Below are 24,398 nucleotides of genomic sequence, written 5' to 3'. Positions count from 1 at the left end.
AACCGATAGCGCTGGAATATTAATGCCTTGCCCGGCGTGCTCTCTCACGCCGGGATGGCCGAAATAGTCATGATTTACCGGGTAACATCCTTGAAAATGTATCGTCTTTTTGTATGTAATGGTGAAACAACGCCGCTGCTGCATGCATGGCAATAAGGAAATAGCCGATATTGGCCAGCATTTCATGAATACGCTTTATATCCGATTTTAGGGTGCTATCTGGCGTCAAAAATACCGGTACAGTAAAACCAAAAAAGCTCCAGCTTTTCCCGCCTGACGCCATCATCGCGACGCCCAGCAGCGGTAAGGCGAGAAAAGTGAGATAAAGCGCGATATGCATTAATTTAGCGGCTACGTGCTGCCAGTGAGGAGGGGGAGGCGTAATGACCGGATCCGGGTATTTGTGTTTAAGATATAACCGTAAAAACATCAGCGCCCAGACCAGAACGCCCATGTCATAGTGCATGTCTTTCATAAACAGGTAAACGCTGGAGCCTTTTGGCGCCCACCCCCGTAACTCAATAGCCGCATATGCGATGCCTGTCAGGAGCAGTGTTAACCAGTGAAGCGTTATTTGCAGTCTTGAGAAATGTGCCATTATTATTATCCTTTATTAACAACTGCTTGTAGGGTATGCGTAAAATCTTAACAGAACCTTAAAGCGGGGGCTGAGTCGCAAGGAACAGACAGAGATAGCGGCACGTAAAATGGGATAAAAAGCCGGCGGCATCGCCGGCTTACTGTTGTTATTGTCCTCTTACGACAACACAGGTTTTACCATAAAACGGATATGAGCCTGTAGTTTCATAATCAACACTCGACACTAAAGAAATATCGCCCGCTTTTTTCGCTGAATCAATAGATGCGTCGCCGGTATTTACAATACCCAATACCGTTTGCGCACACGCTTTACCGGTTTTGGTTGCCGGGAGACTCGTGGCAGTAATTGGCCCTTTAACATCCGTATATAAGCCAATCCCTGTCGGTGATGGTCCTGTAGCACACCCCGTTAAAAGAGAACCAATAAAGATAATTGAAAAAATGTGTTTTTTATTTGTCATGGGATTAGTCCATTATAAATTAATAGAAAACTTACCGTCCGAAAATGTCCGGACAGTCATTTAAAAAGTGGTGTATATTAAATATGCGATATTACTCTTTGCACCCTCCTGTTGATGTCGTACCTGATGGACAAATATCCGTTGAAGCCGGATATATTCCCCATGCCGTGTTTTTATAACTTGCGCATCCTGTCAGCAATGAGAACAGTACGGCTAAAAAAATCATCACGAGCCCTGGCGGCGTTAACATTTTTCGGTTGGACTCCATAGCATGTCATTTCATCGGGTTGCCATATGACTGGCGTTCTGCTGGTAAGTTTCATTAACGTCCGGTTCGTTTAATATTGGTTTAGGTTTAAAGCCAGGAGGCGCTAATTACGATACCTTCTTACGTTTCAGCACTGACTAATAACGTTGAGAAAATGAACAGCGTCGGATGGGAAGACGTAATACAGAATAGAAAGGAAATAAGAGAATAAGATGGCGTTAATTAACCCGGTATTACTGGCATCATTTCTCTTGCGTTTTATCCCCGTCAAAAGCGGCCTTTAGCCCACGTTGGCGCTCCCGGCGCTTGTGCGTATGATGTTTTTAAAAGATCGTCATACTTTCTGTTCTGCATCAATTTTTTCATTACAAATGCTCGCCATAATGCCGTCCTCAGGAGGCCTCCCGACGTTTATGCTGCGCCGGGAGGAACAAAAACAACGTATAATCTGGGGTAAACTGATGATTAAAGGCAAACTGGCGCTCATAACGTGCGCGATGGCTCTGGCATTCACCTCGCCGCTTTTCGCTGCGTCGGACACGGCAGATGGCCATACCTTAAAGCTGGCCATTGGCCCTGAGCCAACGGAAGGCTTTGATCCTATGCTGGGCTGGAGCCACGGCAGTTACTTATTGCTTCATGCGCCGTTGCTCAAGCAAAACGCCGATATGAGTTGGGGTAATTTACTGACGGAAAAAGTGGATACCAGCCCCGATGGTAAAACCTGGATACTGACCTTAAAACCCGATCTGAAATTCTCCGATGGCTCGCCATTAACTGCCGAAGATGTCGTTTTTACATACAACAAAGCGGCGAAGAGCGGCGGTAAAATTGACATGGGCAATTTTAGCCATGCGCGAGCGCTGGATGCGCGCCGAATTGAGATGACGCTGAGCCATCCGCAGAGCACCTTTGTGAATGTATTAGGATCGTTAGGGATTGTTCCGGCCAGCCGTTATGATGAAAAAACGTTCGCCCGTGAACCGATAGGCGCCGGTCCATACCGACTGGTCAGCTTTCAGCCGGGTCAGCAACTGATTGTTGAAGCCAACCCCTGGTATGCAGGTAAAAAGAATGACTTTAACCGGCTGGTTTTTGTCTTCCTGGATGAAGATAATGCTTATGCCGCCGCGCGCAGCGGACAGTTGGGGCTGGTGCGCATTGCCCCTTCTATGGCGGTGGCCCCGCAGCAGGATAATCTTAAACTCTGGGTACGCGATAGCGTTGAAAACCGGGGCATTGTCTTCCCGATGGTGCCTGCCGGTAAAAAGGATGCTAACGGTTATCCTGTCGGCAACGATGTGACTGCTGATGTCGCTATCAGACGCGCAATTAACTATGCCATTAATCGTAAACAACTGGCGGAACAGGTGATGGAAGGCCATGCGATACCCGCCTATAGCGCGGTGCAGGGATTGCCGTGGCAAAATCCTTCAGTGGTATTCAGCGATGGCGATATTGCAAAAGCGCGCGCCATCCTGGAAGAGGCTGGCTGGAAGATAAACCGTGCGGGCGTGCGTGAAAAAGCAGGTAAAGAAGCGCGTCTGACCTTATGGTATGCCAGTGGCGACAGCACCCGACGGGATCTGGCCGAGGCGGTGCGCGCCATGTTGCAGCCTTTAGGCATTGTCGTTTCGTTGCAATCGGGAAGCTGGGAAACTGTAGAGCGCCATATGCACGCTAACCCTACGCTGTTTGGCTGGGGAAGTCTGGACCCGATGGAACTCTTCCATCACTACAGTGGGAAAGCCGCTGGTGTGGAATATTATAACCCGGGCTATTACAGCAACCCTGCGGTAGAAGCACATCTGAAACAGGCTATAGATGCGCCTGACTGGCAAAAGGCGATTCCTTTCTGGCAGCAGGTTGAGTGGGATGGAAAGCAGGGCGCGGGCGTTCAGGGCGATGCGGCATGGGCATGGCTGCTTAATATTCAGCATACCTATCTGGCCAACCCCTGTATTGATCTGGGAAAAGGCGCGCCAGAAATCCACGGTAGCTGGTCGGTGTTAAACAATCTTGATGACTGGACCTGGACCTGTCGGTGATGAAATTGTTCTTCAGTCATTTTTTGCGGCTGATTATTCTGTTGGTGCTGGTGGCTGCCGGCACCTTCATTTTGCTTAGCTTTTCGCCCGTTGATCCTATCCGTGCTTATATTGGCAACGATCTGCTCCATGTTCCGCCAGAACAATATGCGCGGATTGCGGCGCGCTGGGGGCTTGACCAGCCGCTGTGGGAGCGTTTCGGTCACTGGTTTTGGCGTCTGCTCCAGGGTGACATGGGGTATTCCATGCTGTTCAACATGCCTGTCGCCAGCGTGATCCGGGAACGTTTTGCGACGTCATTCGCGCTGCTGGCAGGCGCCTGGCTATTGTCTGGTGTGCTGGGCGTGACATTGGGTTTTCTGGCCGGACGTTTTCTCCACCGCTGGCCGGATAAGATGATTTGCCGTATCAGCTACTTATTGTCATCGTTGCCCACCTTCTGGATAGCAATGCTGTTGCTGGCGCTGTTTGCCGTCCGCTGGCCGTTATTACCTGTTTGTTGCGCCTGGGACCCCGGAAATAATGCAGGAACAGCTCTTTTATCGGAACGTTTACGCCATCTTGTGTTGCCGGTATGTGCGTTAAGTCTGTTGGGCATGGGGCAAATTGCGCTGCATACGCGAGAAAAAATAGCCAGCGTAATGAAGAGCGAATTTATTCGTTTTGCGCGCGCTCAGGGGGATAAAGGATGGTCGCTGTTACGTCACCAGGTGTTACGTCATGCGATTACCCCAGCGCTCTGCTTACAGTTTGCTTCTCTGGGCGAACTGATGGGGGGAGCGTTACTGGCAGAAAAAGTCTTTGCGTATCCGGGGCTGGGACAGGCCACTATCGATGCCGGCCTGCGTGGCGATGTCCCGCTACTTATGGGGATCGTTTTATTCTGTACGCTATTAGTGTTTGCCGGAAATACGATTTCAGCCTGGCTTGTGGTGGTGCTTAATCGATCGCTGGAGCGTCCCGATGCTCTATAATCCTGCCCCGACGTTGTTTCGTCTGATCCTCTCCGTTACCTGTCTGCTGTTTATTGCCGGATACGGTTATGCCACGTTGAGCCAGCCGCCAGAGGTTAATCTGCTTGCCCGGCATCTGTCGCCTGATATCCAGCACTGGTTTGGCACCGATAATCTGGGGCGTGATGTATGGCTTCGTTGCTTTCAGGGGGCCTTCACCAGTTTACAAATTGGCGTTGGCGCCGCGCTGTGCAGCGGCGTTATCGCGCTAGTGATGGCGGCAGTGGCGCGCATTCATCCCCGGCTGGACCTCCTGATGCGGCTGATAACCGATGCCATGCTCGCCATGCCGCATTTACTTTTGCTGATCCTTATCTGTTTTACGCTCGGCGGCGGTAAAAGCGGCGTCATTGCGGCCGTGGCGTTAACGCACTGGCCCCGTCTGGCGCTGATTCTGCGCGCCGACGCGGAGCGGGTAGCGCAGAGTGACTACCTGACACTGACCTATCGTCTGGGGCATGGACACCTTTATTGCTGGCGATATCACTATTTTCCGGCGTTATTGCCGCAATGGTTGACGGGAACGTTATTGATGTTTCCTCATGCGGTATTGCACAGCGCGGCGTTAAGTTTTCTGGGGTTTGGGCTGGCGCCGCATGAGCCTTCGCTGGGGCTGTTGCTGGCGGATGCGTTACGGTTTATTAGCCATGGAAACTGGTGGCTGGTGCTGTTTCCCGGCCTAATGTTATTCACGCTGGTGATGCTCTTCGATCAGTTTGCGCGCGCCATTCAGCGGCTGTGGCTAAGGAGTGACGTATGCTGAGTTTACAACAGGTTACGCTGGAAAGCGCGCGTTATCGCTGGTATGGCGCGAGACGCTGGTCGCCGTTATTACAGAATGTCTCTTTTGATATCGCGCCCGGCGAAATGGTGGCATTGGTTGGCGGCAGCGGGGAGGGCAAAAGTCTGCTGCTGCAATGCCTGCTCGATCTGCTGCCGGAAAATTTACGCTTTCGGGGGGAGATTACGCTTGATGGCAACCGGTTGGACAGACATACCATCAGGCAGCTTAGGGGCAATACGTTTAGCTACGTGCCGCAGGGGGTACAGGCGCTTAATCCCATGCTGAATATTAGAAAACATTTGAACAGAGCATGTCATCTGACCGGACGCGCCTGGGATGAGACGCAAATGGCACAGCTATTACAGCAAAGCGATCTTGAACCGACAGTCCTGGAACGCTTTCCTCGCCAGCTCTCCGGCGGGATGGCTAAACGAATTCTGGCGTGCCACGCCTCGCTCAGCCAGGCACGTTATATCCTCGCGGATGAGATCACCGCCTGGCTTGATACCGCACTGGCAAACCAGTTGCTTGAGCACTTGCGAGGTCTCTGCGAGCGGGGATGCGGCGTGCTGTGGGTGACTCATGACCTGCTGCTGGCGGCGCGGTATGCCGATCGCATTGTGGCGCTGCATCAGGGTTATATCACGGACAATATCCGCTGCGAGCAGTTACAGCCGGAAGAGATGAGTGAGCCGTTAAAACGGCAATGGCAAGCATTGCCTGAACTAAACCCGTTATTTATGCCGACCGGAGAGGGAATAGAATGCTAAGCTGCCGCGACCTCGTTATTCGTCAGGGCGGGAAAGTCTTATGGCAGAACCTGACGTTTACGATTTCTGCCGGTGAACGGGTAGGAATTCATGCGCCAAGCGGAACGGGGAAAACAACGTTGGGGCGCGTCCTGGCCGGATGGCAAAAACCGACGGCGGGCGACGTTCTGCTGGACGGTAGCCCGTTACCCCTGCATCAGTATTGTCCGGTACAGCTTGTCCCCCAGCATCCTGAACTGACGTTTAATCCCTGGCGAAGCGCCGGAGACGCTGTGCGTGATGCCTGGCAGCCTGACCCGGAAACGATGAGGCGTTTGCATGTGCAGCCCGAGTGGCTGACGCGTCGGCCAATGCAGCTCTCAGGCGGGGAGTTGGCGCGAATTGCGATACTGCGCGCGCTTGACCCGCGAACGCGTTTTCTGATTGCCGACGAAATGACGGCGCAACTCGATCCGTCTATTCAAAAAGCGATATGGGTATACGTGCTCGAGGTGTGTCGCAGCCGTTCATTAGGGATGTTGGTGATTAGTCATCAGTCTGCGCTACTTGATCAAGTCTGTACCCGCCATTTACAGGTGGAATAGCCGCAAGTCGTTTCTCCGCATTGCCGTGTCGCCGTTAACGCACCGGGAACCCATGGGTTCCCGGTATTGTCGGCAGAGATTTTACTGCATGACGCGTTTATCTGCGTTTTTTGCATCAGCGGTATTACTGTAGTCCCTGGTCTCTTCAACCTGTACAGGGGCTCTGACGACCAGACTTGGCAGCGCCAGTTCGATATCATTCTCAATGAGTTTTTCAATAATACGGATATTTATCTCTTGCTGAATATCCATGTATTTATTGTAATCCGCGGTATTGACGATATGCACCACCTCATAGGTCAGCCGATCCTGACCAAAGGCCAGTAGATGGGCGCGGTCGAATTGTGTTTCGCCGACATCGGTAATAATCTTTTTCACCATATCGCCGATGAGGCGTAACTTTTCCGGCGGTGTCGCAGTGGCGACGCCAAAAGTAAACACGATACGACGCGTTTGCATCCGCTTATAGTTGTGTATGGTTTGCTGCAACAACTGCGCGTTCGCACAAACGATCTGTTCGCCGCTGAGGCTACGGATGCGGGTGGTTTTCAAACCGATATGTTCAATCGTACCGGCTACATCATTAAAGACGACGAAATCGCCGATCTCGAAGGGTTTATCGAAACCAATCGACAGCGAAGCGAAGACATCGCTCAGAACGGTTTGTACCGCCAGGGCAATAGCAATACCGCCCACGCCGAGGCTGGCTACCAGTGCGGTAATATCCACGCCGACGTTCGCCAGGATGGAGAGCAACATCATAGACCAGACGAGCACGCGCAAAATCATACCAAGAATGACTAACGTCACCGGGTTTTTATTGGAGCCTGGGGCATACAGTAAATGACGCATCCATGACTGTACGCCCTGATCAAGCCAAATCGCCATTTGAATCGCAACCACTAAAAACCAGGCGTGAGAGAGGGTAGAGAATAACCGGTCGGGCAGGGCGACAAAGCGCAGGCTAAAGAGAAATGCGGCAAAAAAGATTAGCATCTTACTGGTCTTTTTCAGCATCTCGAAAACAATAGGCCGCAGCCGCCCATGAGCATCATCCTTTTTATCCGGGCGTTGTAGCGCTTTATAGACCACATTAAGTAGCCAGTTGATGAGCCAGTAAGTAATGAGGGTGACGAAAAAAACGACCGCCAGATTGATCCAGAACGTCGTTGACATCAGCATCGCAACGATATTTAGTCGTGCTAAATACTCCATTTTACCTCCGATGAAAAGCAGATGAACATTACAGTATAGACGTCACATCACGGAGGCCGATTTCCGGCTTTACGATTGCTGTTTTATTCAGCACTTTTGTTCAAAAAGTATGAAAAAGAGGGGTAGCCGTTTGGCTATCCCGGCGTTTCTGTGCAGACTTATCTACTCCTCTTAATAAAATAAGGAGTCATTTATGCAACAAGAACATCGTGAGTGTATTGAGCAGTGTTATGAATGCGCGGCGGCGTGTGATATCTGCGCCTCTTCTTGTCTGCGTGAAGATAACGTCGAAATGATGAAGCACTGCATCCAGTTAGATATGCAATGTGCGGCCATTTGTCGCCTGGCGGCGCAATTTATGGCATTGGAAAGCGAGTACTCACAAAAATTATGCCGCCTGTGCGCGGATATCTGCAAAGCCTGCGCCGAAGAGTGTGCAAGGCACGATCACGACCATTGCCAGAATTGCGCGCGGGCATGCAGCCAATGCGCAGACGCCTGCCTTAAAATGGCCGCGTAATTTTTCTTCCGCCATTAGCTCAACCGGATAGAGCATAGAGCTTCTACCTCTAAGGTTCGGGGTTCAATTCCTCGATGGCGGACCAGTTGATATCAAAAAAGGCCACCTGCGCGGTGGCCGCTGAGTTTCTGTTGAAATAAATGCAATGTTATAATATAACAATCATCTTTCTAAGAAAGATGAGGGTAACGTTTTGGTGATTCATTTAAAAAAACTGACAATGCTTCTGGGAATGCTGTTGGTAAATAGTCCTGCCTTCGCGCATGGTCATCATGCTCATGGCGCGCCGATGACGGAGGTTGAGCAAAAAGCGGCAGCGGGCGTGTTTGATGACGCTAATGTACGCGATCGCGCGCTCACCGACTGGGATGGTATGTGGCAATCCGTCTATCCTTATCTGGTCAGCGGCGAGCTGGACCCTGTCTTCAGGCAAAAGGCGAAGAAAGACCCGGAGAAAACGTTTGAGGATATTAAAGCGTATTATCGCAAAGGATACGCGACGAATGTTGAGACGATCGGTATTGAAAATGGCGTTATAGAATTCCATCGCGACAATAACGTTGCATCCTGTAAATACAATTATGCCGGCTATAAAATTCTGACTTACGCATCGGGTAAAAAAGGGGTGCGCTACCTGTTCGAATGTAAAGATGCGAATAGCAAAGCGCCTAAATATGTTCAGTTTAGCGATCATATCATTGCCCCGCGCAAATCGGCGCACTTCCATATCTTTATGGGAAATACCTCGCAGCGGGCATTGTTGCAAGAGATGGAAAACTGGCCTACCTATTATCCTTATCAGTTAAAGGCGAATGAGGTCGTTGACGAAATGCTACATCATTAAGTCTGATTGCAATGTTAAAAGCTCGCTATGAATAGCGAGCTTTTTTTCTGCCGTTATGCCATATTTCTGGCAATCAATATAAAAAATACCTGCGCCCCCGGAGCAACGATGACGCTGTCCATACCGCCCTCGATTCAATGCCAAACGGATGCGGCGTGTCGCCTGATTACTCGTGTCACAGGCGATACGTTGCGTGCTATTCATTTATATGGTTCCGCTGTCGCGGGCGGTCTGAAGCCAAACAGCGACATTGATCTACTGGTGACAATATGCCAGCCGCTGACGGAGGCCCAACGCGCAACGCTGATGCAGGAATTGCTGGCGCTTTCATCGCCGCCGGGGGCGTCGGCAGAAAAACGCGCTCTGGAGGTCACTGTCGTGCTTTATTCGCAGCTGGTTCCCTGGTGTTTTCCACCTGCCCGGGAAATGCAATTTGGCGAGTGGCTAAGAGAGGACATTTGCCAGGGGATTTATGAACCAGCGCAACAGGACTGGGACATGGTGTTACTGATAACCCAAATTCTGGAAACCAGTATACCGCTAAAGGGCGAACGCGCGGAACGGCTGTTCACGCCAGCCCCTGCGGCGCAGTTGCTGAAGGCCTTGCGTTATCCCCTCGACCTTTGGCAATCCACGGCAGATATGCAGGGAGATGAGTATCATATCGTTTTAACCCTGGCGCGTATCTGGTACACCCTTTCTACCGGGAGATTTACCTCTAAGGATGCGGCGGCTGACTGGCTGTTACCTCAGTTGCCGGAAGATTATGCTGCCACGTTGCGTGCGGCGCAGCGTGAATATTTAGGTCTGGAGCAGCAGGACTGGCATATTTTGCTGCCTGCGGTCGTACGCTTTGTGGATTTTGCCAAAGCGCACATCCCCACGCAGCTCACATAAGATGCCCCAGGACGTCTGTCAGGTTGCGCAAACGGCGTTCCTCAACTACTACTTAATAGGTTCTCATCGCTGAAGTAAGCAGATGATCTTATGCGGGCCATCGAATGGATATTTCCCCATGGCTCTCGTTTTGTTGAGGTGGATATGACTGGTTCCGCATCATCTGTTTTAAAGACAGATACAAGACTATTGAGCGAAAACCTGTTTCTTAATTATGGTCTGGAGTCCTTATTTAAGGACGTCGCAATAATAGCTGGTAACGTAAATTATATTATTTTTGATATCGACGATTACTACACCGTACAGCAGTATATTACTTCCGCATTTAAAACGGTACTCATTGGAATTGTTACCCATAATGAATATAACTTTATTGATGAACATCATGCTATATATCGAATAAAGGTCGACGCCTCTATTGCTGAGTGGCGTGAGTTACTGATTTTGGCCGCTGCTGGCCAATTTTTTCCCAGGCCAGAGAAAGTCAGATTAACGGCGAATGAAAGAAATGTTTTGGCAATGCTTGTTAAAGGAATGGATATCCGACAAATAAGCTGTGAGCTAAATGTACATTTAAAAACTATTTACTCAGTACGCTACCATGTTCTGACTAAATTAGGTTGTAGAACAGTTCTGGATTATCAAATACTGTCCGTCTCTAAAGCCTTTACGCACTGGCTTACAATAAATAATGTTGATAATGTAATTTCCCGTGTAAATAGTAAGGTCATTGCTTAATAATGATTTGCTTCTGATGGCGTTTAGGTTCACTATGCTTTCTTACATCATCATGAGGCCAGACAGGCATGGCTACTTTTAGTATTAGCGCAATGGCGGCGCAGTGTGGTGTCACAACAGCAAATATCAGGTCCTGGGAACGCTATGGCCTGCTTCAACCTACCAAGGATGAAGCTGGCAATCGTTTTTATTGCATAGAAGATGCTATCAGAATACAGCATATTATCGACGCGTTAAGCAAAGGCTTCTCATTAAAAGAGATTAAACCTGCACTCTATGGTGAAGAAACGCATTGCCGCTCGGGATGGTTATTTTACCAGGAAGAGATTTTAGCGCAGTGTAGAAAATTCGAACCCGCCAAATTGCGAAAATTACTCTGGCGTTATGGTCGGGAAATTCCGCCGTGTATCGTAATTGAGTCAATACTGCGTCCTTTACGGCTGTGGTTGTCCGCAGGCGATGATGATGCACGCCGATTTGAAAAGGCATTACTGGATACTGCGATTATTGAATACGCCACGTTCCAGCTAAGTAGCGTACGAAAGGCGCCAGCAGGCACAATGCTTATTGCTGCGTTTTCGCTGAACGACCCCATTGAGCTATGGCTGGAAACGATTAAATATTGTAGTGAAGGTATGCGAGTTGAAGTCATCCCCTGGCAGGCGCCGATGCCCGATCTTTTATCAACGTCTTTCGAGCATATTGTTCTGTGGCATGATGAGACATTAACTCCCGCGCAGGAAAATCTTATTCAGGCTTTAAAAGAATCGGGTAAATTTAGTCTTCATGTGAAAAATGGCTCATGCTTAACATTACTGCCAGCCGTATATCGGCAGCATGAGATGCCAGAAAGCATGCAGCATGTTGCACCGCAAATCCATGCAAACGGCTACGAAAAATCAGGCACCGCACGTTGAGGCATCTGCATTATTAACGAACAGGGGAGGAGTAACCCCCTCCCTTGTTTATACCCTTCATACTTCAAGTTGCTTATGTGTTGGCTACGGATTACTCGGCCCATCCATGGGCCTCGCCCTGACGGGCCGTCGCACGCGACGTTCAAATCTGCTCCCGGCAGATTTGTCGTTCACCCCAGTCACATAGTTATCTATGCTCCTGGGAACTCACTCCCTTGCCGCCTTTAAGCAACTCGAATTATTTTGGGTATATATTAGATGTCGTCAGGTGTCTGAAACAAAACGGCTTCTAAGGCATTACGGTAAATATCAAGCTGCACTACGTCTTTTTCTGTTTCCAGTTTTTCAATAAGTTTGGCGATGATATCCTTATTTGAGACATGCTGCTGCGATTGCAATAGTTCGTAAGTAATTTCCTGAATAGCTCGCTGTTCACATAACATATGTGCAGAAAAAGGATTGCCAGTACTATTTTGTTCGTTGACTAGTGTAATGGTAGTCATATTTCACCATATTCGATGTAAATTGAAGCCGATCTCCCTGAGCGGGGGAGAGAAATTAGTGACCTATTAAAATTAGACCTATATCATAAAACCGTAATAAAAAATCATAAAAACGTGATGTACATCACATTTGTGTGATTTGTTGTATATTTTATACACTTTAAGTGAAGGTGAAGATTCCGTAGAATCAACGGCCTGTTCTTTTTATCACTCCAGTTTAAACGAATAAGCATTAATACCCATCTGTAATAATTACTTAATGTTATCTTAATAAAGGTAAATTACTGTCAGGCCTCCGTAAAAGGAGGTTGATTAATGATTCGTCATATCGCCATTTTTCTTTGTTCTTTATTGATGTGCAGCACCACTTTTGCCGATTCGGTAACGTCGGTATCGCTTGGCGCGCTCTTAACCGCGCTCAATGAACGCATGTTATTAATGAAAGATGTGGCTGCTTATAAAATGAAGCACCATCTGCCGATAGAGGATTTCACGCGTGAACAAAATGTTTTTGCCGAGGCCGAAGAAGAAGCGAAAAATAACGGTCTGGACCCGCATTCGATAACCCCTTTTATTCGTTCGCTAATGGATGCCAGTAAAGCGATACAGTACCGCTATTTAGCGCAGTGGCGAACCGGCTCAGAACCCTCCTTTCCGATACAAACCTTGTCGGTTACCCGGCAACGTATTCGACAACTTGATAATCAAATGTTGATCATTATCAGCCAGCGCTTGATGGTCGGCGCTTTCAGCCACGAGGATATGGTGTGGCTGAGAGCGAAGTTTAATGCGCCGAATCTGAATGAGAGCGATATCAGTGATGTGTTGGCAGCCCTGTCTTTGGTACGACGCGCGCGTTAATTCCCCATGAGGAAACGTGGGCCAATACCTGGTGATTGCCTGCGGGGGGCGCGATACAAGAACGTTTTTGGGTGATGTGGATATAAGCGTGGCGGAATAGCGGCTGGAGAGACGTGGTTTCGCTTCCCATCTTCCGGTGCATTCGTTAGCATACTGTTTCGCAGCTAAGCGTAAATGTTTTCAGGAAGAGGTTAATGTGTTCGCGGAGTATGGTGTTCTGAATTATTGGACGTACCTGGTTGGGGCGATTTTTATCGTTCTGGTACCGGGGCCGAATACGCTTTTTGTGCTTAAAAACAGCGTGGGACGCGGGGTTAAAGGAGGATATCTTGCCGCATGCGGCGTGTTTATCGGCGATGCGATATTAATGTTTCTGGCGTATGCGGGCGTGGCGACGCTGATCAAAACAACGCCGGTTCTGTTTAACATTGTTCGCTATCTCGGCGCGTTTTATCTGCTCTACCTTGGCGCAAAAATCCTTTACGCTACGCTGACCTCAAAGGGGCGTGCGGCGACGGAAACGGTAGTTCCTTTTGGCGCTATTTTTAAGCGTGCTTTAATTCTTAGCCTGACGAATCCTAAAGCCATACTTTTTTATGTTTCCTTTTTTGTGCAATTTATTGACGTTACTGCGCCGCATACTGGGGTGTCATTTTTTATTTTGGCCATCACCCTTGAAATCGTCAGTTTTTGCTATCTGAGCTTTTTAATTCTTTCTGGCGCTTTTGTAACCCACTATATTGGTACCAAAAAGAAACTGGCAAAAGTGGGCAATTCGTTGATTGGCCTTCTTTTCGTCGGATTTGCCGCCCGGCTGGCAACGCTCCAGTCTTAACCCCCTGGACCCGTCGTGAACGGCGGGTCATTGCTCTCCTTTCGGTTTTATTGCGTGGAAAACAGCAAAATAGTAACCAATAAATGGTATTTAAAATGCTGTTTTTGGAGCGTAACCTTTTTACGACAGCGATGAGATTATCGCTGAGTAACCTGCGGGAAGAGGGAAGCAAATGCGGCAAATTCCACAAAATCATATCCATACACGTTCCACGCCCTTCTGGAACAAAGAGACGGCGCCTGCCGGAATTTTCGAACGCCACCTTGATAAGGGAACGCGACCCGGCGTTTATCCTCGTCTCTCGGTGATGCAGGGGGCGGTCAAATATCTCGGATACGCTGATGAACATTGCTCTGAGCCGGAAGAGATCATGGTGATCAATGCCGGCGAGTTTGGCGTGTTTCCTCCGGAAAAGTGGCACAATATTGAGGTCATGACGGATGATACCTATTTTAACATCGACTTTTTTGTCGCGCCGGAAGTACTGATGGAAGGGGCGACCTCACGAAAAGTCATTCATGCCGGGAGAGAATAATAATGGGAAAAGCTACTTATACCGTCACGGTCACGAATAATAGCAACGGCGTCTCTGTGGACTATGAAACGGAAGCACCGATGACGTTGCTGGTACCTGAAGTTGCAGCAGAAGTTGTGAAGGATTTGGTCAATACCGTGCGTTCCTACGATACCGAAAACGAACACGACGTTTGCGGTTGGTAAGGATGTTGCAGTATCTATTTGATATAAAATGATTCTTTAAATGAGAAGCCGCATCGCGCGTCGCCAGCGTGATGCGGTTTTTGCGTATTGAAAAGCGCTGTTTATTTACATCAGACATGGGTTGAAAAGAAACATTAAGAAAACATTAAGAATATCGCATTGTTTGCTAATGAGAGCGTATTCATAAAACTTATGATTGGGTATTAAAAACCAGAAGAGTCTTATGATCATGAAACTCGATACCCGATTAACTTCGTCAGCACTTACTCTTGCGCTTGCCGCTGTGGTCATCCCGTTTACGGCGGACTGGCAATTGCCTTTGCTTAACGGCGTGGTGGTCCGATGGATTGAAAACGGACAAGCGTTATGGTTACTGTTTGGGGCGCTATTTACCGCCTGGTATATACGGCCACTTTCCCGTCCCGAAGGGGCAAAGCAGTTTTGGCTATGGGCTGTTGTCTGGTGGGTGGTGCTGTTGGGTAGAAGCACCAGTTGGGGGCGTGACTATTTCCCTGACGAGCCGCGTATGCTGTTCAGAACGATTTCAGTGCTATTAATTGCTGCGTTGGTATTGCCAGTCCTGTTTTCTGCCGGGCTACGTAAGGAGATTGTTCGTCGTCTGCGGGACGTTCCTCTGCCATTGTGGCTGTTTGCCGTGACGGCATGTTCATATCTGATTTCCGACACTGTCGAGCATCATCGGTGGTTGTCGCCGATATTCCTGCATAACGCTCGTTACACAGATTTGATTGAAGAGCTTTATGAAGTGCCATTTATGATCGGTTTGTTTATGGTGACCGTGGGGTTTATGCAGCAGGACAAGCAGGATGAATGTTCTGCGCTGGAGATGACCCCGTATCACGCAAAATAGCGCGGCTGAAAAAGACCATGAATTCGACATGGGATAGATAGCAGTTAGAAAAAAGCCCGCACTCGGTGAGGCGGGCAAATAATACTGGAAGCAATGTGAGCAATGTCGTACCGAACAGGTGGGTTATAAACTCAACTACTCGGTATTGATAAAGATAATCGTTATCATTAATGATTGCAACCCTGATATTTATGCGCTTTTATCCACGACGCTAAAAGGTGATGGATATCACAAACTTCACTTTCCTGACGATGTGCTATTCTTTTTAACGGCAAATAAACCGCTAACGTTAAGACATAAGTGAGGAAAAAATGGGCATTCTTTCATGGATTATTTTTGGACTTATTGCGGGTATTTTGGCTAAGTGGATCATGCCAGGTAAAGATGGCGGCGGATTCTTTATGACGATCATTCTGGGGATCGTTGGTGCGGTAGTCGGAGGATGGATCAGTACGTTCTTTGGCTTTGGCAAAGTGGATGGTTTCAACTTCGGCAGCTTTGCAGTCGCGGTGATCGGCGCGATTGTCGTGCTGTTAATCTACAGAAAAATCAAAAGCTAAACGCAGAACTTTCAGAGATAATAAAGGCTACGACAGGTAGCCTTTATTATTCAAAATGAATTTACCACCAGCCCAGTTCGGTACCCGCCGCCGCAATTAGCGTGATGCCCATCAACACCATCGTTGTTTTCCTCATGGTTATGCTCCCGGCGCGGCGTAACCGCCAATAAAAAACCATGCCAAAAATAATATTGCCGTAATGAAAATGACGACAGGGAAGAGGATACCCACTCTCATGCTATTACCTTCACTGTTCAGGGGGCGCCAGAATAGCAGGGTTTTCTCAGCGACAAAAGGTCGGTTGCTTTGTGACAGGGCGTGGCTATTACTGACTTAACCCGGGATAAACACCCGCTAAAGCGCTGACAGAAAGTATGGAAATAGCGTACCCGCCAGGTTATCCTGGACAAAATATCGCTTTAAGGAGTCGTTATGAAATTTACGTGGATTGCGTTGCCAGGCGTATTGCTGCTGAGCGCTTGTTCATCGTCGCAACCCAACGCCCCCAGGCCGCCGCGTATTGGGATGCCTAATCCGGCAGCCGTCTACTGTGAGCAACAGGGCGGTACGCTGATGCCGGTGCAGACCCCACAAGGCGTGCGTTCCGATTGCAAATTGCCCAATGGCGAAATCATTGATGAGTGGACATTATGGCGCAGAGAGCACCCTGATACGAAAAAGTGACAACCTGCGGTCCGACGGGATATGATTAAGAACAATCTGATAATGAGTTTCATGCGGCGCAAGAAAATATGTTTCAGTTAAAGCCGGGCGCGTTGGCAATAGTTATTGGCGCTAAAACACCCGCCGGACGGCGGAATATTGGTAAGTCGGTTGAGCTATTTTGCCTGTGCCAACCCGGAGATGAATTCATTAACCCGGTAAATGGACACGTCACCTTACTGCCGAAAGAAGCGCCTCGGGCGCTGTGGCTGGTTACGGGCGACGTAGCCTCCGCCGATGGTCAGCACGGTTTTGCCTGGGTGCGGGAAGAACATTTGATGCCGTTGTCCCCGGACAGACAACCAGGCCAGGCGGCGGCACGACAATCACAGCTCTCTTAGCCACTCTGCCAGCACAATGGCATGGTTCTGGCGAGTATCTTTAGCGGCGTATAGCAACGTTAGCGGCTGGTGTCGGGCAATATCCGCCAGCCGTTTGCCTTCTTGATGCTGTTGCGCAAGTTCTGCCCGGTATTGCTGCGCGAAGTGGTTAAAATCAATCAGTTCGCTATGAAAGGCTTTGCGCAATTCGGTTGAGGGCGTAATGGCCTTATTCCATTCATCATAGACCAGCGCCGATTTTTTAATGCCTCGCGGCCATAGCCTGTCAACCAATACCCGATAACCATCGTCTTTTTCCGCCGGGAAATAGACGCGCTTACACTGGATTCGCATTTTTCCCTCCTGTGATGGTGTCGCTTACGGTACTTTTGTCGGATAGCGGTAATGATTTTAATGGATCAGGCCTGATAAACGAAGCGTCATCAGGCATTCAAGTGGGTATCAGGTTTATTTATGACGCTATCTCTCGATCGCGTCCGGCGTAGAGGCCGAAAATCGCCATGATGATAGCCAGAACCGTTACGCCCGATAGCGGCAGATACCAGCTACCGCTGGCATCATGAAGTTTTCCCATGACGGGCGGCCCACATGCCGCCAGTAAATACCCGACCGACTGCGCCATGCCGGAAAGCGCCGCCGCCTGATGCGCCGAACTGGCGCGCAGGCCGATAAACGTCAGGCCGAGGATCATCGTCGCGCCTGAACCGAAGCCGAACAGTAGCGTCCAGATGACAGCCTGGCCCGGCACAAACCAAAGCCCCGCCGCGCCCACTGCGCACAAGAGTGAGACCAGCGCGGCAATCCAGCGTTGATCGTTAAAGCGGTGCAAAATAAGCGGAATAGCTAACCCAGGCGCCGCGGTCGCCAGTTGCAGCAGGCCATGTAGCGATCCTGCCTGTGCTTCGCTGTAACCGTGGCTGATGAGTATTGTTGGTAACCAGCCGATAATCACATAATAAATCAGTGAGTTAAGTCCCAGAAACAACGTAACTTGCCAGGCTAAAGGCGAACGCCAGATACCGCGTTCATGTAATGCCCGGGAGCTACTCAGGTTAGCTGAGCGGGTAGTGCGCCACTGCGGCAACCAGATAAGAAACGCCAACAGCGGAAACAGCATCAGCATTAACAGCGCGCCGCGCCAGCCAAAACCGTGCAACGCCAGCGGAACCACCAGCGCAGACCCCAACGCGGCGGCGGCGCCCATCGTCAATGAGTACGCGCCCGTCAGCCTGGCGACATGTTGTGAAAAATCGCGCTTAATCAATCCTGGTAGCAGCACATTACCCAGCGCTATCCCGCACCCAATAATGGCAGTTCCGGCAAACAACAATGCAGCGGAGGGCAGGGAGCGGAGAGCAATACCCGCGCAAATCAGCAGCATTGCGGCAAACAGACTGCGTTCCATCCCAAACCGGCGGGCAATACCGGCCGCCAGCGGCGAAACCAGTGCAAACGCCAGAAGCGGCAAGGTTGTTAGCAGGCCCGTCTGGGCGGTGGAAAGACCGTAATCCGAACGGATTGTCTCCAGCAACGGCGCAGCGCCGGTAAATGTTACACGTAGCGTAGTGGCTATCATCAAAATACCGGCAATCAGTAAAGCGCCCTGTTTGCCGCGTGGTGAAAGGGCTGTCGTCATCGTTTTCTCATCTTGTCAGGCGAGGCGATACCTTAACAGTTTTTACTGTTTGGATGAATCAAGCTAAAATGACAATTTATCGCTAAAATCGGACAATATAATGATTGGCCTGAGACTGGACGGTTATGATCCCGACCTTCACCACGATGCCGCTGTGGCCTTTTGTATTCGCGCCAGGGATGATGAACTGTTTAGCCCTCGCCATCAGCATCGCAAGGGACAGTTGATCCTCGCTCTGCACGGCGCGATCACCTGTGAGGTGGAAAATGCGATGTGGATGGTTCCGCCCCAGTATGCCGTCTGGCTCCCCGGCTCGCTGCCGCACAGTAACCATGTGACCGCAGGGGCGGAGTTGTGCTTTTTATTTATTGAACCTGCAGCGGTCGTCATGCCGGAGCGTTGCTGCACGCTGAAAATTTCGCCGTTATGCCGGGAGTTGATTTTGTCGCTGGCGCGCAGAACCGATTCCGAAAGAGCGCAAATGCCAACGCAGCGCCTTATTCAGGTGTTGTTTGATGAACTGCCGCAGCAGCCGCAGGAACAATTGCAATTACCGGTATCGGGGCATCCGAAAATCCGCCAAATGGTTGAGACAATGGCGCAGGAGCCCGCGCGATGGAATACATTAGGGCAGTGGGCCAGCGTATTCGCGATGAGCGAGCGTAACCTTGCCCGGTTGGTCGTCAAAGAGACGGGACTAAGCTTTCGTCGCTGGCGTCATCAGTTGCAATTAATCCTGGCGCTACAAGCGCTGATCGCGGGACGTAATGTACAGCAGACGGCGCAAATGCTGGGTTATGATTCCACCACGGCATTCATTACCATGTTTAAAAAAGGCCTGGGGCAGACGCCAGGCCAGTATCTGACGGGCGAGTTACTGCTTCCCCACAATTAAAGAGACCAGCCCCGCCGCAATCAGTGGGCCGACCGGCACGCCGCGAAACAGCGCGACGCCAAGTACCGTACCGACCAGCAGCCCGGCGACGAGCTGCGGTTGGTTTCCCATCAGCGTAATGCCGCGACCGCCCAGCCAGGAGACGAAAACGCCGACGGCAATCGCGACCAGCGATTTCCAGTTCACAAAAGAGTGGATCAATGTGGAGGGCGGTAGGGTTCCGCTGGCGATGGGAGCCATCACGCCGATGGTCAGAATGATAATCCCGACGGTGAGCCCCTGTTTTTCAATCCAGGGAAAAAAGGTATTCAACGGGGTTACGCGGACAATAATCAGCACCAGAATTGAGACGGCGACAGTGGTGTTGTGGCTGATAAATCCCAGAGCTGCCAGTCCGAGCAGGATCAGCAGAGTGACATCAAACATTATGGTTTCCTTGCCAAAAAGTAAGCCTGACTACTTTACGCCCAAACGGCAAAGCGCACAGGCCTTTTTAACGATTGATGCGGATTTCAGGCAACTGCCTGAAAGACAATCTCTACGTGAAAAACGGCGTTGTCATTAAATTGCCATCAACGCCGCGTATTGCTAACAGGTGAACCGTCATTGTTGTCTTCCTGAGGATACAATTATGTACGATCCACCGTTTCTTGAAGCGCTGATGATTACGGCGTCGTTTTTCGCCATTTTTATCATTATCGTTGTGTCTGTATTGCTCCTTGAAGGGGAAGGGGACTAAGCCGTTGGCGATGACTGAAAGCGGCGGAAGACTGCCAGTTCTGGTCGGGCGATGCGCAGATAGTCCTGTGTATTCATAATGACTGATTTTTCCAGCAGGCCGGCATTAAAGGCAATTTCATCGAAACGCTCAAACAGGAGCGGATCGGCGATCAGTTTCAGATTGGGGTGAAAACTGAAAGGCGGGATCGCGCCAAAAACGCAGCCGGTCAGCATATCGACTTCCGCCGGGCTGGCAAGGGAAGCGCGTAAGCCGCCCAGATGTGAAGCAAGCTGAGAGAGGTCGGCTTGCTGATCGGCCGCCAGAATAGCAAGAACGTGCTGGTTGACGCCGTTGCCTTTGACTTTACAGACCAGCGCTTTTGCGCCCTGGCCCAGCGCAGTACCGCGTATTTCAGATACCGCTTCGCATTTCCCTACAGCTTCATGGTTCACCACACGATAGCGCGCGTTCTCCTGGGTTAATAAAGCCACTAAACGTTGGTGTGTAGCGACACCCTTCGCGACTTCAGTCATTTCGGCCATTTCTCACTCCTGGTGCAATATGAACATTTACTGCGAAGCACTATGATGAACGATGTTGTTTTTGTTGTTTGTTCAGATAGAGCTGCGCATCGGAAGCCTGGTAGGCATCATTAATCGTATCATTGGGCTGCATATTATAAATCCCGGCAGAAAAATGGACTGTCTTATCCGGTGCGATAATTTGCAGGTTACGAATAATACGCTCCGGCAGATGGATAGCCAAATCCGCCGCGTAATCAACAAGAATAATACAGAACTCATCGCCGCCGAGGCGAATGGCGTAATCGCTTTTACGAATCGATGTTTTAATCGCTTTCGCCAACAGGGTAATAATTCGGTCGCCTTCCTGGTGCCCCTGGGTATCGTTGATCAGTTTTAACCTATCGCAATCAATAGCGACAAATGTCACCGGCGTCCCGGCATTGACCAGGCGTTGCAGTCGCTGTTCCAGCTCCGGTGTTAATATTTTACGGTTGTAAAGCCCGGTCATGGCATCGCTAATATTTTCGCGTGTGACGTTGCGATAAAGCCGAAAGTGCATCCGTACCATATTAAGCAGGAGCGCCGTTGCCAGTAAGTAAAAGGCCAGCGCCTTCCAGGACGAGACAAGGAAATAGGTAAAATCAAGGGACAACGAAACGCGCAGCCCACCAGGGATATCATGGCTATAATTCACATATTGAAACAGATTATTTTTGCTTTGATTAATAATAATTTCTTTTCCGGAGTCCATATCCTTTAGTGTTACGTTAAGATAACGCCAAACCAGCGGACGGTCCTGGGTATAAAAAATATTTTTTAAATTATCCTGGTTAACATCCACCATCACGATACCTTTTAACGTTCCCGCCAGATAGACTGGCGTTAAAAAGCTCATGACGTTTTCCTGGGTAATATCATCCATGTAAATACTTGAAATAACCGTACGGCCGGTAAAAAGTTTATCTATATCTTTTCTGTTAATACCCATTGTGCCTTTTTGTAAAAAAGTCCAACGATGCATGGCGAAGCGCCGTGAGTTGATTAAATCATAGAAATAGACATAATGTTTATTTAAATCAACGTAATAACGGAATTTAAGCTCCAGTGTGCCCAGCCCGTGACTGTGGTCGTCCTGCGAACGGTTGATGCTTACCGCCTGATCAAACGCAGGCAGTAAAAGGGCGTCATCAAGATTATCGGTACACTGTGTAGCGGCGGTTTGCAGGGTACCATGTAGCGCCGGATAATTATGCCGGGTTAGGTTGACACCGTGCGTACCGTTAATAGCCTCAAAGGCGTCGCAAAACGCGCGGCGTTTTTCTGCGGTGACGGGGTCTCCCGGCGCTTCAAAAGTTCGCATCAAATGTGCGGCGATGCTTTGATTCTGGTACTTATCGTACAAAAACGACGAATCGGCTCTCTCCATGATATAACGCATATAGGCATTCATTGCCCTGTCGCTGGCAATAAGTTCGTAAATCAGGAAGGACGATGTCAAAACGATGACGCTTGCCGAGATAAAGTGCCTGAGCGCTTTATGATGCAAATTCATGATGAACTACAGCCCTGAAAGTCGGATGCGTTAGTTTACCATAGCGATGAGAATTCCTCTAATAGACTGTTTAAAAATAAAACGTGTTGATGTTATGGAATAAAAATCATTCTCGATTTAATAAACCAATTAATACGCTGTGTTTATATTTTCAGGTGTGACTATTGTGATAAAAACTAAATTTTTAACCAACAATACTGATCTATTTGTGACAAAAAGAAAATAACCTTTATTATGATGATGAAAGGAGTGTGAAGTGGTAAGGATAATAATTTACTTCCGTTCTGAGGCTCTATGAAACGATTTAAAGAGATGGCTGTGATTTTATTTTTTGCATTACTGGCAGCAGGTTTTACGTCGTCGGCGATGGCGGATGATCCTTTTTCACATGTTTTGGATCATGTTTTTGATAAAGTCCCTGCCTGTCACATTGTTCCTCCTGGAGTGGGGCAACCAGGACATTTGGGGCCTTGGTCTTGGCCTTGGTGTTATTAACATGATGGAATTCTATTAATGGGTTAAATTACCCGATATGCTGGAATACCTTCATTCAGACTATTCGTAGGTAATTGCTTCAGTCATAAAAACCGAACACCAGGCTTATTAAAACCCGCCCGACATATGAACGGGCGGATTTATTTATGCGCTTTGATTGGCGCTCTGTTTCTGAAACAATTCGCGGAATACCGGATAAATATCCTCCTGATCGCGAATATGCTGCATGGCGAAGTTATCGAACGTCGCCTGCAGATGTTCATACTCGCGCCATAAGGTCTGGTGGGCGCGGCGGGTAATCTCGATATAGCTGTAATAGCGCACTACCGGCAGCAGTTTTTTCGCCAGAATCTCATGACACAGCGGTGAATCGTCGGCCCAGTTATCACCGTCTGACGCTTGCGCCGCATAGATGTTCCACTGCCCCGGGTCGTAGCGCTCTTTAACCACTTCATCCATGAGTTTAAGCGCGCTGGAGACAATCGTCCCGCCGGTCTCTTGCGAATAAAAGAACTCATGTTCGTCCACTTCCTTCGCCTGGGTATGGTGGCGGATATAAACCACTTCTACGTTCTTATACGTTCGGCTCAAAAACAGATAGAGCAGAATGTAAAAACGCTTGGCCATATCTTTGGTTGCCTGGTCCATCGAACCCGAGACGTCCATCAGACAGAACATCACCGCCTGGCTGGAGGGCTCAGGCCGTTTTTCATAATTTTTATAGCGTAAATCAAAGGTGTCGATAAACGGCACTCGCTCGATTTTAGCCCGTAGTTCGGCAATCTCCCGACGTAACCGCTCCTCTTCAAGCAGTTGCGCTGGTTCGCTGTGGCTGATGGTCTCCAGTTCCGTTTCCAGCGCGTGCAGTTCGCGGCGTTTTCCTGCCGTCATTGCTGTACGGCGCGCCAGAGAGTTTTGTAGCGAACGTACCACGCTGATATTGGCCGGTACGCCGTTTGAGGTGAAACCGGCGCGGTGAGTTTTATACTCGTTAAGCTGGCGATGCTGGTTTTTTTTCAGATTAGGCAGCGCTAAATCTTCAAAGAGCAGATCCAGATACTCATCTTTTGAAATCTGAAAAACAAACTCATCCTGGCCTTCGCCGTCCTGGCTGGCCTGACCTTGACCGCTGCCGGAACCGCCGCCGCCACCGCCTTGCGGACGCTCAATACGATCATTCTGGATAAAGTGATCGTTACCCGGATGGACGCGATGGCGCAGACCGCCGCGCCCCTGATGAAACATCGGTTCGCTAATATCATCGGTTGGAATAGAGACGGACTCTCCGCTGTCGACATCGGTCACAGAGCGTTTATTAATCGCTTCGGAAATCGACTGCTTAATTTGTGCTTTATAACGACGCAAAAAGCGCTGGCGATTCACCGTGCTTTTATTTTTGCCGTTAAGACGTCGGTCTATGAACCAGGTCATATGCCCCCCGTACTGCCAACTGAGCGCCTGTTCTGTCAGTGCCGGATAGCGCTAATGCTTAGCCAGTCTAC

The 24,398-nt window shown here is 49.5% G+C and carries 32 protein-coding genes, 1 tRNA gene and 1 pseudogene; 22 read left to right on the top strand and 12 right to left on the bottom strand.

The genetic code is table 11. The annotated features are described in order from the left end of the window. Positions 1-67: 67 nt before the first annotated feature. Both K8W53_RS13235 and K8W53_RS13230 read right to left on the bottom strand, forming a co-directional pair. A complete protein-coding gene (locus K8W53_RS13235; protein ID WP_000929974.1) occupies positions 68-598 on the bottom strand; it encodes a cytochrome b in 531 nt (176 codons plus the stop codon). A 148-nt stretch (positions 599-746) separates the two neighbouring features. Then, positions 747-1,061, bottom strand: coding sequence for a TRL-like family protein (locus tag K8W53_RS13230; RefSeq protein ID WP_000182479.1), 315 nt, complete (start codon positions 1,059-1,061; stop codon positions 747-749). A 681-nt stretch (positions 1,062-1,742) separates the two neighbouring features. Here K8W53_RS13230 and K8W53_RS13225 point away from each other — a divergent pair. From K8W53_RS13225 to K8W53_RS13205, 5 genes are read left to right on the top strand one after another with little or no spacing between them, the layout of a single operon-like run. Further along, positions 1,743-3,377, top strand: coding sequence for an ABC transporter substrate-binding protein (locus tag K8W53_RS13225; protein ID WP_001644622.1), 1,635 nt, complete (start codon positions 1,743-1,745; stop codon positions 3,375-3,377). Then, positions 3,377-4,351: an ABC transporter permease gene (locus tag K8W53_RS13220; protein ID WP_023223714.1), complete on the top strand. Its 975-nt coding sequence runs from the start codon at positions 3,377-3,379 to the stop codon at positions 4,349-4,351. Before K8W53_RS13225 ends, K8W53_RS13220 begins: the two co-directional genes overlap by 1 nt. Then, a complete protein-coding gene (locus K8W53_RS13215; RefSeq protein ID WP_000966637.1) occupies positions 4,341-5,153 on the top strand; it encodes an ABC transporter permease in 813 nt (270 codons plus the stop codon). The genes K8W53_RS13220 and K8W53_RS13215 overlap by 11 nt, the downstream gene beginning before the upstream one ends. Then, positions 5,147-5,944: an ATP-binding cassette domain-containing protein gene (locus K8W53_RS13210; RefSeq protein ID WP_023223715.1), complete on the top strand. Its 798-nt coding sequence runs from the start codon at positions 5,147-5,149 to the stop codon at positions 5,942-5,944. The genes K8W53_RS13215 and K8W53_RS13210 overlap by 7 nt, the downstream gene beginning before the upstream one ends. Next, positions 5,938-6,528 carry an ATP-binding cassette domain-containing protein gene (locus K8W53_RS13205; RefSeq protein ID WP_000947460.1) on the top strand — a complete coding sequence of 197 codons (591 nt, stop codon included), beginning with the start codon at positions 5,938-5,940 and terminating at the stop codon, positions 6,526-6,528. The genes K8W53_RS13210 and K8W53_RS13205 overlap by 7 nt, the downstream gene beginning before the upstream one ends. Before the next feature lie 81 nt (positions 6,529-6,609). On the opposite strand, the gene K8W53_RS13200 is transcribed toward K8W53_RS13205, so the two are convergent. Beyond that, entirely contained in the window at positions 6,610-7,743 is a 1,134-nt protein-coding gene (locus K8W53_RS13200) for a mechanosensitive ion channel family protein (protein WP_000456065.1), read from the bottom strand. A gap of 193 nt (positions 7,744-7,936) precedes the next feature. Between K8W53_RS13200 and K8W53_RS13195 the strand changes: the two genes are divergently transcribed. The 6 genes from K8W53_RS13195 to K8W53_RS13170 all read left to right on the top strand — a co-directional run bounded on the left by K8W53_RS13195 (position 7,937) and on the right by K8W53_RS13170 (position 11,659). After that, positions 7,937-8,263, top strand: a complete 327-nt coding sequence (locus K8W53_RS13195; RefSeq protein WP_001183699.1) for a four-helix bundle copper-binding protein — start codon at positions 7,937-7,939, stop codon at positions 8,261-8,263. Positions 8,264-8,271: 8 nt separating this feature from the next. Continuing rightward, a tRNA-Arg gene (locus K8W53_RS13190) sits at positions 8,272-8,348 on the top strand. A gap of 111 nt (positions 8,349-8,459) precedes the next feature. Further along, the gene (gene zinT / locus K8W53_RS13185; RefSeq protein ID WP_161397180.1) at positions 8,460-9,107 is read left to right on the top strand and encodes a metal-binding protein ZinT; all 648 of its coding nucleotides are present in this window, start codon (positions 8,460-8,462) and stop codon (positions 9,105-9,107) included. A gap of 108 nt (positions 9,108-9,215) precedes the next feature. Further along, positions 9,216-10,004 (top strand): cryptic aminoglycoside nucleotidyltransferase ANT(3'')/ANT(9), encoded by a 789-nt coding sequence (gene aadA, locus K8W53_RS13180; RefSeq protein WP_023223717.1) that lies wholly within the window; start codon positions 9,216-9,218, stop codon positions 10,002-10,004. Positions 10,005-10,148: 144 nt separating this feature from the next. Further along, positions 10,149-10,742 carry a helix-turn-helix domain-containing protein gene (locus tag K8W53_RS13175; protein ID WP_023223718.1) on the top strand — a complete coding sequence of 198 codons (594 nt, stop codon included), beginning with the start codon at positions 10,149-10,151 and terminating at the stop codon, positions 10,740-10,742. A 68-nt stretch (positions 10,743-10,810) separates the two neighbouring features. Next, positions 10,811-11,659: a MerR family transcriptional regulator gene (locus K8W53_RS13170; RefSeq protein ID WP_000190260.1), complete on the top strand. Its 849-nt coding sequence runs from the start codon at positions 10,811-10,813 to the stop codon at positions 11,657-11,659. A gap of 254 nt (positions 11,660-11,913) precedes the next feature. On the opposite strand, the gene K8W53_RS13165 is transcribed toward K8W53_RS13170, so the two are convergent. Both K8W53_RS13165 and K8W53_RS13160 read right to left on the bottom strand, forming a co-directional pair. After that, positions 11,914-12,162 carry a biofilm/acid-resistance regulator YmgB/AriR gene (locus K8W53_RS13165; protein WP_000208086.1) on the bottom strand — a complete coding sequence of 83 codons (249 nt, stop codon included), beginning with the start codon at positions 12,160-12,162 and terminating at the stop codon, positions 11,914-11,916. 78 nt (positions 12,163-12,240) lie between these two features. Continuing rightward, a pseudogene (locus tag K8W53_RS13160) lies at positions 12,241-12,395 on the bottom strand (hypothetical protein). Between the two features lie 82 nt (positions 12,396-12,477). Between K8W53_RS13160 and K8W53_RS13155 the strand changes: the two are divergent. The 6 genes from K8W53_RS13155 (at position 12,478) to K8W53_RS13130 (ending at position 16,009) form a co-directional block, all read left to right on the top strand. Continuing rightward, positions 12,478-13,023, top strand: a complete 546-nt coding sequence (locus tag K8W53_RS13155; RefSeq protein WP_000617988.1) for a chorismate mutase — start codon at positions 12,478-12,480, stop codon at positions 13,021-13,023. Between the two features lie 196 nt (positions 13,024-13,219). Continuing rightward, positions 13,220-13,858, top strand: a complete 639-nt coding sequence (gene leuE / locus K8W53_RS13150) for a leucine efflux protein LeuE (RefSeq protein WP_052939341.1) — start codon at positions 13,220-13,222, stop codon at positions 13,856-13,858. A 172-nt stretch (positions 13,859-14,030) separates the two neighbouring features. Beyond that, positions 14,031-14,393, top strand: coding sequence for a DUF1971 domain-containing protein YeaR (yeaR, locus tag K8W53_RS13145; protein ID WP_001248993.1), 363 nt, complete (start codon positions 14,031-14,033; stop codon positions 14,391-14,393). Positions 14,394-14,395: 2 nt separating this feature from the next. Continuing rightward, positions 14,396-14,578, top strand: a complete 183-nt coding sequence (locus K8W53_RS13140) for a DUF1869 domain-containing protein (RefSeq protein ID WP_000513733.1) — start codon at positions 14,396-14,398, stop codon at positions 14,576-14,578. A 229-nt stretch (positions 14,579-14,807) separates the two neighbouring features. Continuing rightward, complete coding sequence (locus K8W53_RS13135) at positions 14,808-15,449, top strand: hypothetical protein (RefSeq protein WP_000762777.1); 642 nt, start codon at positions 14,808-14,810, stop codon at positions 15,447-15,449. 311 nt (positions 15,450-15,760) lie between these two features. Beyond that, entirely contained in the window at positions 15,761-16,009 is a 249-nt protein-coding gene (locus tag K8W53_RS13130) for a GlsB/YeaQ/YmgE family stress response membrane protein (protein WP_000512149.1), read from the top strand. Between the two features lie 138 nt (positions 16,010-16,147). On the opposite strand, the gene K8W53_RS13125 is transcribed toward K8W53_RS13130, so the two are convergent. Further along, positions 16,148-16,246, bottom strand: a complete 99-nt coding sequence (locus K8W53_RS13125; RefSeq protein WP_001589065.1) for a YoaK family small membrane protein — start codon at positions 16,244-16,246, stop codon at positions 16,148-16,150. 195 nt (positions 16,247-16,441) lie between these two features. Here K8W53_RS13125 and K8W53_RS13120 point away from each other — a divergent pair, with 195 nt between their 5' ends. Together K8W53_RS13120 and K8W53_RS13115 are read left to right on the top strand one after the other, a co-directional pair. Beyond that, positions 16,442-16,693, top strand: a complete 252-nt coding sequence (locus K8W53_RS13120) for a DUF333 domain-containing protein (protein WP_000673492.1) — start codon at positions 16,442-16,444, stop codon at positions 16,691-16,693. A gap of 68 nt (positions 16,694-16,761) precedes the next feature. Continuing rightward, positions 16,762-17,073 (top strand): hypothetical protein, encoded by a 312-nt coding sequence (locus K8W53_RS13115; RefSeq protein WP_000487131.1) that lies wholly within the window; start codon positions 16,762-16,764, stop codon positions 17,071-17,073. On the opposite strand, the gene K8W53_RS13110 is transcribed toward K8W53_RS13115, so the two are convergent. Continuing rightward, positions 17,059-17,406 carry a DUF488 domain-containing protein gene (locus K8W53_RS13110; RefSeq protein WP_001222532.1) on the bottom strand — a complete coding sequence of 116 codons (348 nt, stop codon included), beginning with the start codon at positions 17,404-17,406 and terminating at the stop codon, positions 17,059-17,061. The genes K8W53_RS13115 and K8W53_RS13110 overlap by 15 nt on opposite strands. 118 nt (positions 17,407-17,524) lie before the next feature. Next, positions 17,525-18,709, bottom strand: a complete 1,185-nt coding sequence (locus K8W53_RS13105; protein ID WP_000205342.1) for a CynX/NimT family MFS transporter — start codon at positions 18,707-18,709, stop codon at positions 17,525-17,527. 100 nt (positions 18,710-18,809) lie between these two features. Here K8W53_RS13105 and K8W53_RS13100 point away from each other — a divergent pair, with 100 nt between their 5' ends. Beyond that, positions 18,810-19,604: an AraC family transcriptional regulator gene (locus K8W53_RS13100; protein ID WP_000579798.1), complete on the top strand. Its 795-nt coding sequence runs from the start codon at positions 18,810-18,812 to the stop codon at positions 19,602-19,604. Here K8W53_RS13100 and K8W53_RS13095 read toward each other — a convergent pair. Then, positions 19,584-20,030, bottom strand: coding sequence for a DUF441 domain-containing protein (locus K8W53_RS13095; protein ID WP_000460698.1), 447 nt, complete (start codon positions 20,028-20,030; stop codon positions 19,584-19,586). The two genes, K8W53_RS13100 and K8W53_RS13095, sit on opposite strands and share 21 nt — an antisense overlap. A gap of 205 nt (positions 20,031-20,235) precedes the next feature. Here K8W53_RS13095 and yoaI point away from each other — a divergent pair, with 205 nt between their 5' ends. Continuing rightward, positions 20,236-20,343 carry a small membrane protein YoaI gene (yoaI, locus tag K8W53_RS13090; RefSeq protein WP_000272239.1) on the top strand — a complete coding sequence of 36 codons (108 nt, stop codon included), beginning with the start codon at positions 20,236-20,238 and terminating at the stop codon, positions 20,341-20,343. Here yoaI and K8W53_RS13085 read toward each other — a convergent pair. Further along, a complete protein-coding gene (locus tag K8W53_RS13085; RefSeq protein ID WP_161397179.1) occupies positions 20,340-20,858 on the bottom strand; it encodes a YbaK/prolyl-tRNA synthetase associated domain-containing protein in 519 nt (172 codons plus the stop codon). The two genes, yoaI and K8W53_RS13085, sit on opposite strands and share 4 nt — an antisense overlap. A 49-nt stretch (positions 20,859-20,907) precedes the next feature. Then, entirely contained in the window at positions 20,908-22,401 is a 1,494-nt protein-coding gene (dgcJ, locus tag K8W53_RS13080; RefSeq protein WP_001048654.1) for a diguanylate cyclase DgcJ, read from the bottom strand. Positions 22,402-22,695: 294 nt separating this feature from the next. Between dgcJ and K8W53_RS13075 the strand changes: the two genes are divergently transcribed. Further along, positions 22,696-22,896: a hypothetical protein gene (locus tag K8W53_RS13075; protein ID WP_016705258.1), complete on the top strand. Its 201-nt coding sequence runs from the start codon at positions 22,696-22,698 to the stop codon at positions 22,894-22,896. A gap of 144 nt (positions 22,897-23,040) precedes the next feature. Here the strand turns inward: K8W53_RS13075 and K8W53_RS13070 are convergent, their stop codons facing one another. Next, positions 23,041-24,327: a YeaH/YhbH family protein gene (locus tag K8W53_RS13070; protein ID WP_000219714.1), complete on the bottom strand. Its 1,287-nt coding sequence runs from the start codon at positions 24,325-24,327 to the stop codon at positions 23,041-23,043. Positions 24,328-24,398 lie beyond the last annotated feature (71 nt).

Source organism: Salmonella sp. A29-2 (genome assembly GCF_020150755.1).
GTDB classification, from domain to species: domain Bacteria; phylum Pseudomonadota; class Gammaproteobacteria; order Enterobacterales; family Enterobacteriaceae; genus Salmonella; species Salmonella enterica.
The sequence above is the reverse complement of the archived record's forward strand: the minus strand, read 5'-3'. Positions and strand labels throughout refer to the sequence as shown.

What these genes read in the sequence shown, in the direction of transcription:
- yoaI (WP_000272239.1), top strand. Translation starts at nt 20,236, where the DNA reads ATGTACGATCCACCGTTTCTTGAAGCGCTGATGATTACGGCGTCGTTT.
- K8W53_RS13230 (WP_000182479.1), bottom strand. Translation starts at nt 1,061, where the DNA reads ATGACAAATAAAAAACACATTTTTTCAATTATCTTTATTGGTTCTCTT.
- K8W53_RS13215 (WP_000966637.1), top strand. Translation starts at nt 4,341, where the DNA reads ATGCTCTATAATCCTGCCCCGACGTTGTTTCGTCTGATCCTCTCCGTT.
- dgcJ (WP_001048654.1), bottom strand. Translation starts at nt 22,401, where the DNA reads ATGAATTTGCATCATAAAGCGCTCAGGCACTTTATCTCGGCAAGCGTC.
- K8W53_RS13140 (WP_000513733.1), top strand. Translation starts at nt 14,396, where the DNA reads ATGGGAAAAGCTACTTATACCGTCACGGTCACGAATAATAGCAACGGC.
- K8W53_RS13165 (WP_000208086.1), bottom strand. Translation starts at nt 12,162, where the DNA reads ATGACTACCATTACACTAGTCAACGAACAAAATAGTACTGGCAATCCT.
- K8W53_RS13125 (WP_001589065.1), bottom strand. Translation starts at nt 16,246, where the DNA reads ATGAGAGTGGGTATCCTCTTCCCTGTCGTCATTTTCATTACGGCAATA.
- K8W53_RS13070 (WP_000219714.1), bottom strand. Translation starts at nt 24,327, where the DNA reads ATGACCTGGTTCATAGACCGACGTCTTAACGGCAAAAATAAAAGCACG.
- K8W53_RS13085 (WP_161397179.1), bottom strand. Translation starts at nt 20,858, where the DNA reads ATGACTGAAGTCGCGAAGGGTGTCGCTACACACCAACGTTTAGTGGCT.
- yeaR (WP_001248993.1), top strand. Translation starts at nt 14,031, where the DNA reads ATGCGGCAAATTCCACAAAATCATATCCATACACGTTCCACGCCCTTC.
- K8W53_RS13110 (WP_001222532.1), bottom strand. Translation starts at nt 17,406, where the DNA reads ATGCGAATCCAGTGTAAGCGCGTCTATTTCCCGGCGGAAAAAGACGAT.
- K8W53_RS13105 (WP_000205342.1), bottom strand. Translation starts at nt 18,709, where the DNA reads ATGACGACAGCCCTTTCACCACGCGGCAAACAGGGCGCTTTACTGATT.
- K8W53_RS13210 (WP_023223715.1), top strand. Translation starts at nt 5,147, where the DNA reads ATGCTGAGTTTACAACAGGTTACGCTGGAAAGCGCGCGTTATCGCTGG.
- aadA (WP_023223717.1), top strand. Translation starts at nt 9,216, where the DNA reads ATGACGCTGTCCATACCGCCCTCGATTCAATGCCAAACGGATGCGGCG.
- K8W53_RS13235 (WP_000929974.1), bottom strand. Translation starts at nt 598, where the DNA reads ATGGCACATTTCTCAAGACTGCAAATAACGCTTCACTGGTTAACACTG.
- K8W53_RS13200 (WP_000456065.1), bottom strand. Translation starts at nt 7,743, where the DNA reads ATGGAGTATTTAGCACGACTAAATATCGTTGCGATGCTGATGTCAACG.
- K8W53_RS13115 (WP_000487131.1), top strand. Translation starts at nt 16,762, where the DNA reads ATGTTTCAGTTAAAGCCGGGCGCGTTGGCAATAGTTATTGGCGCTAAA.
- K8W53_RS13175 (WP_023223718.1), top strand. Translation starts at nt 10,149, where the DNA reads ATGACTGGTTCCGCATCATCTGTTTTAAAGACAGATACAAGACTATTG.
- K8W53_RS13225 (WP_001644622.1), top strand. Translation starts at nt 1,743, where the DNA reads ATGCTGCGCCGGGAGGAACAAAAACAACGTATAATCTGGGGTAAACTG.
- K8W53_RS13155 (WP_000617988.1), top strand. Translation starts at nt 12,478, where the DNA reads ATGATTCGTCATATCGCCATTTTTCTTTGTTCTTTATTGATGTGCAGC.
- K8W53_RS13095 (WP_000460698.1), bottom strand. Translation starts at nt 20,030, where the DNA reads ATGTTTGATGTCACTCTGCTGATCCTGCTCGGACTGGCAGCTCTGGGA.
- K8W53_RS13130 (WP_000512149.1), top strand. Translation starts at nt 15,761, where the DNA reads ATGGGCATTCTTTCATGGATTATTTTTGGACTTATTGCGGGTATTTTG.
- K8W53_RS13220 (WP_023223714.1), top strand. Translation starts at nt 3,377, where the DNA reads ATGAAATTGTTCTTCAGTCATTTTTTGCGGCTGATTATTCTGTTGGTG.
- K8W53_RS13195 (WP_001183699.1), top strand. Translation starts at nt 7,937, where the DNA reads ATGCAACAAGAACATCGTGAGTGTATTGAGCAGTGTTATGAATGCGCG.
- K8W53_RS13100 (WP_000579798.1), top strand. Translation starts at nt 18,810, where the DNA reads ATGATTGGCCTGAGACTGGACGGTTATGATCCCGACCTTCACCACGAT.
- K8W53_RS13170 (WP_000190260.1), top strand. Translation starts at nt 10,811, where the DNA reads ATGGCTACTTTTAGTATTAGCGCAATGGCGGCGCAGTGTGGTGTCACA.
- K8W53_RS13205 (WP_000947460.1), top strand. Translation starts at nt 5,938, where the DNA reads ATGCTAAGCTGCCGCGACCTCGTTATTCGTCAGGGCGGGAAAGTCTTA.
- K8W53_RS13075 (WP_016705258.1), top strand. Translation starts at nt 22,696, where the DNA reads ATGAAACGATTTAAAGAGATGGCTGTGATTTTATTTTTTGCATTACTG.
- K8W53_RS13135 (WP_000762777.1), top strand. Translation starts at nt 14,808, where the DNA reads ATGAAACTCGATACCCGATTAACTTCGTCAGCACTTACTCTTGCGCTT.
- K8W53_RS13120 (WP_000673492.1), top strand. Translation starts at nt 16,442, where the DNA reads ATGAAATTTACGTGGATTGCGTTGCCAGGCGTATTGCTGCTGAGCGCT.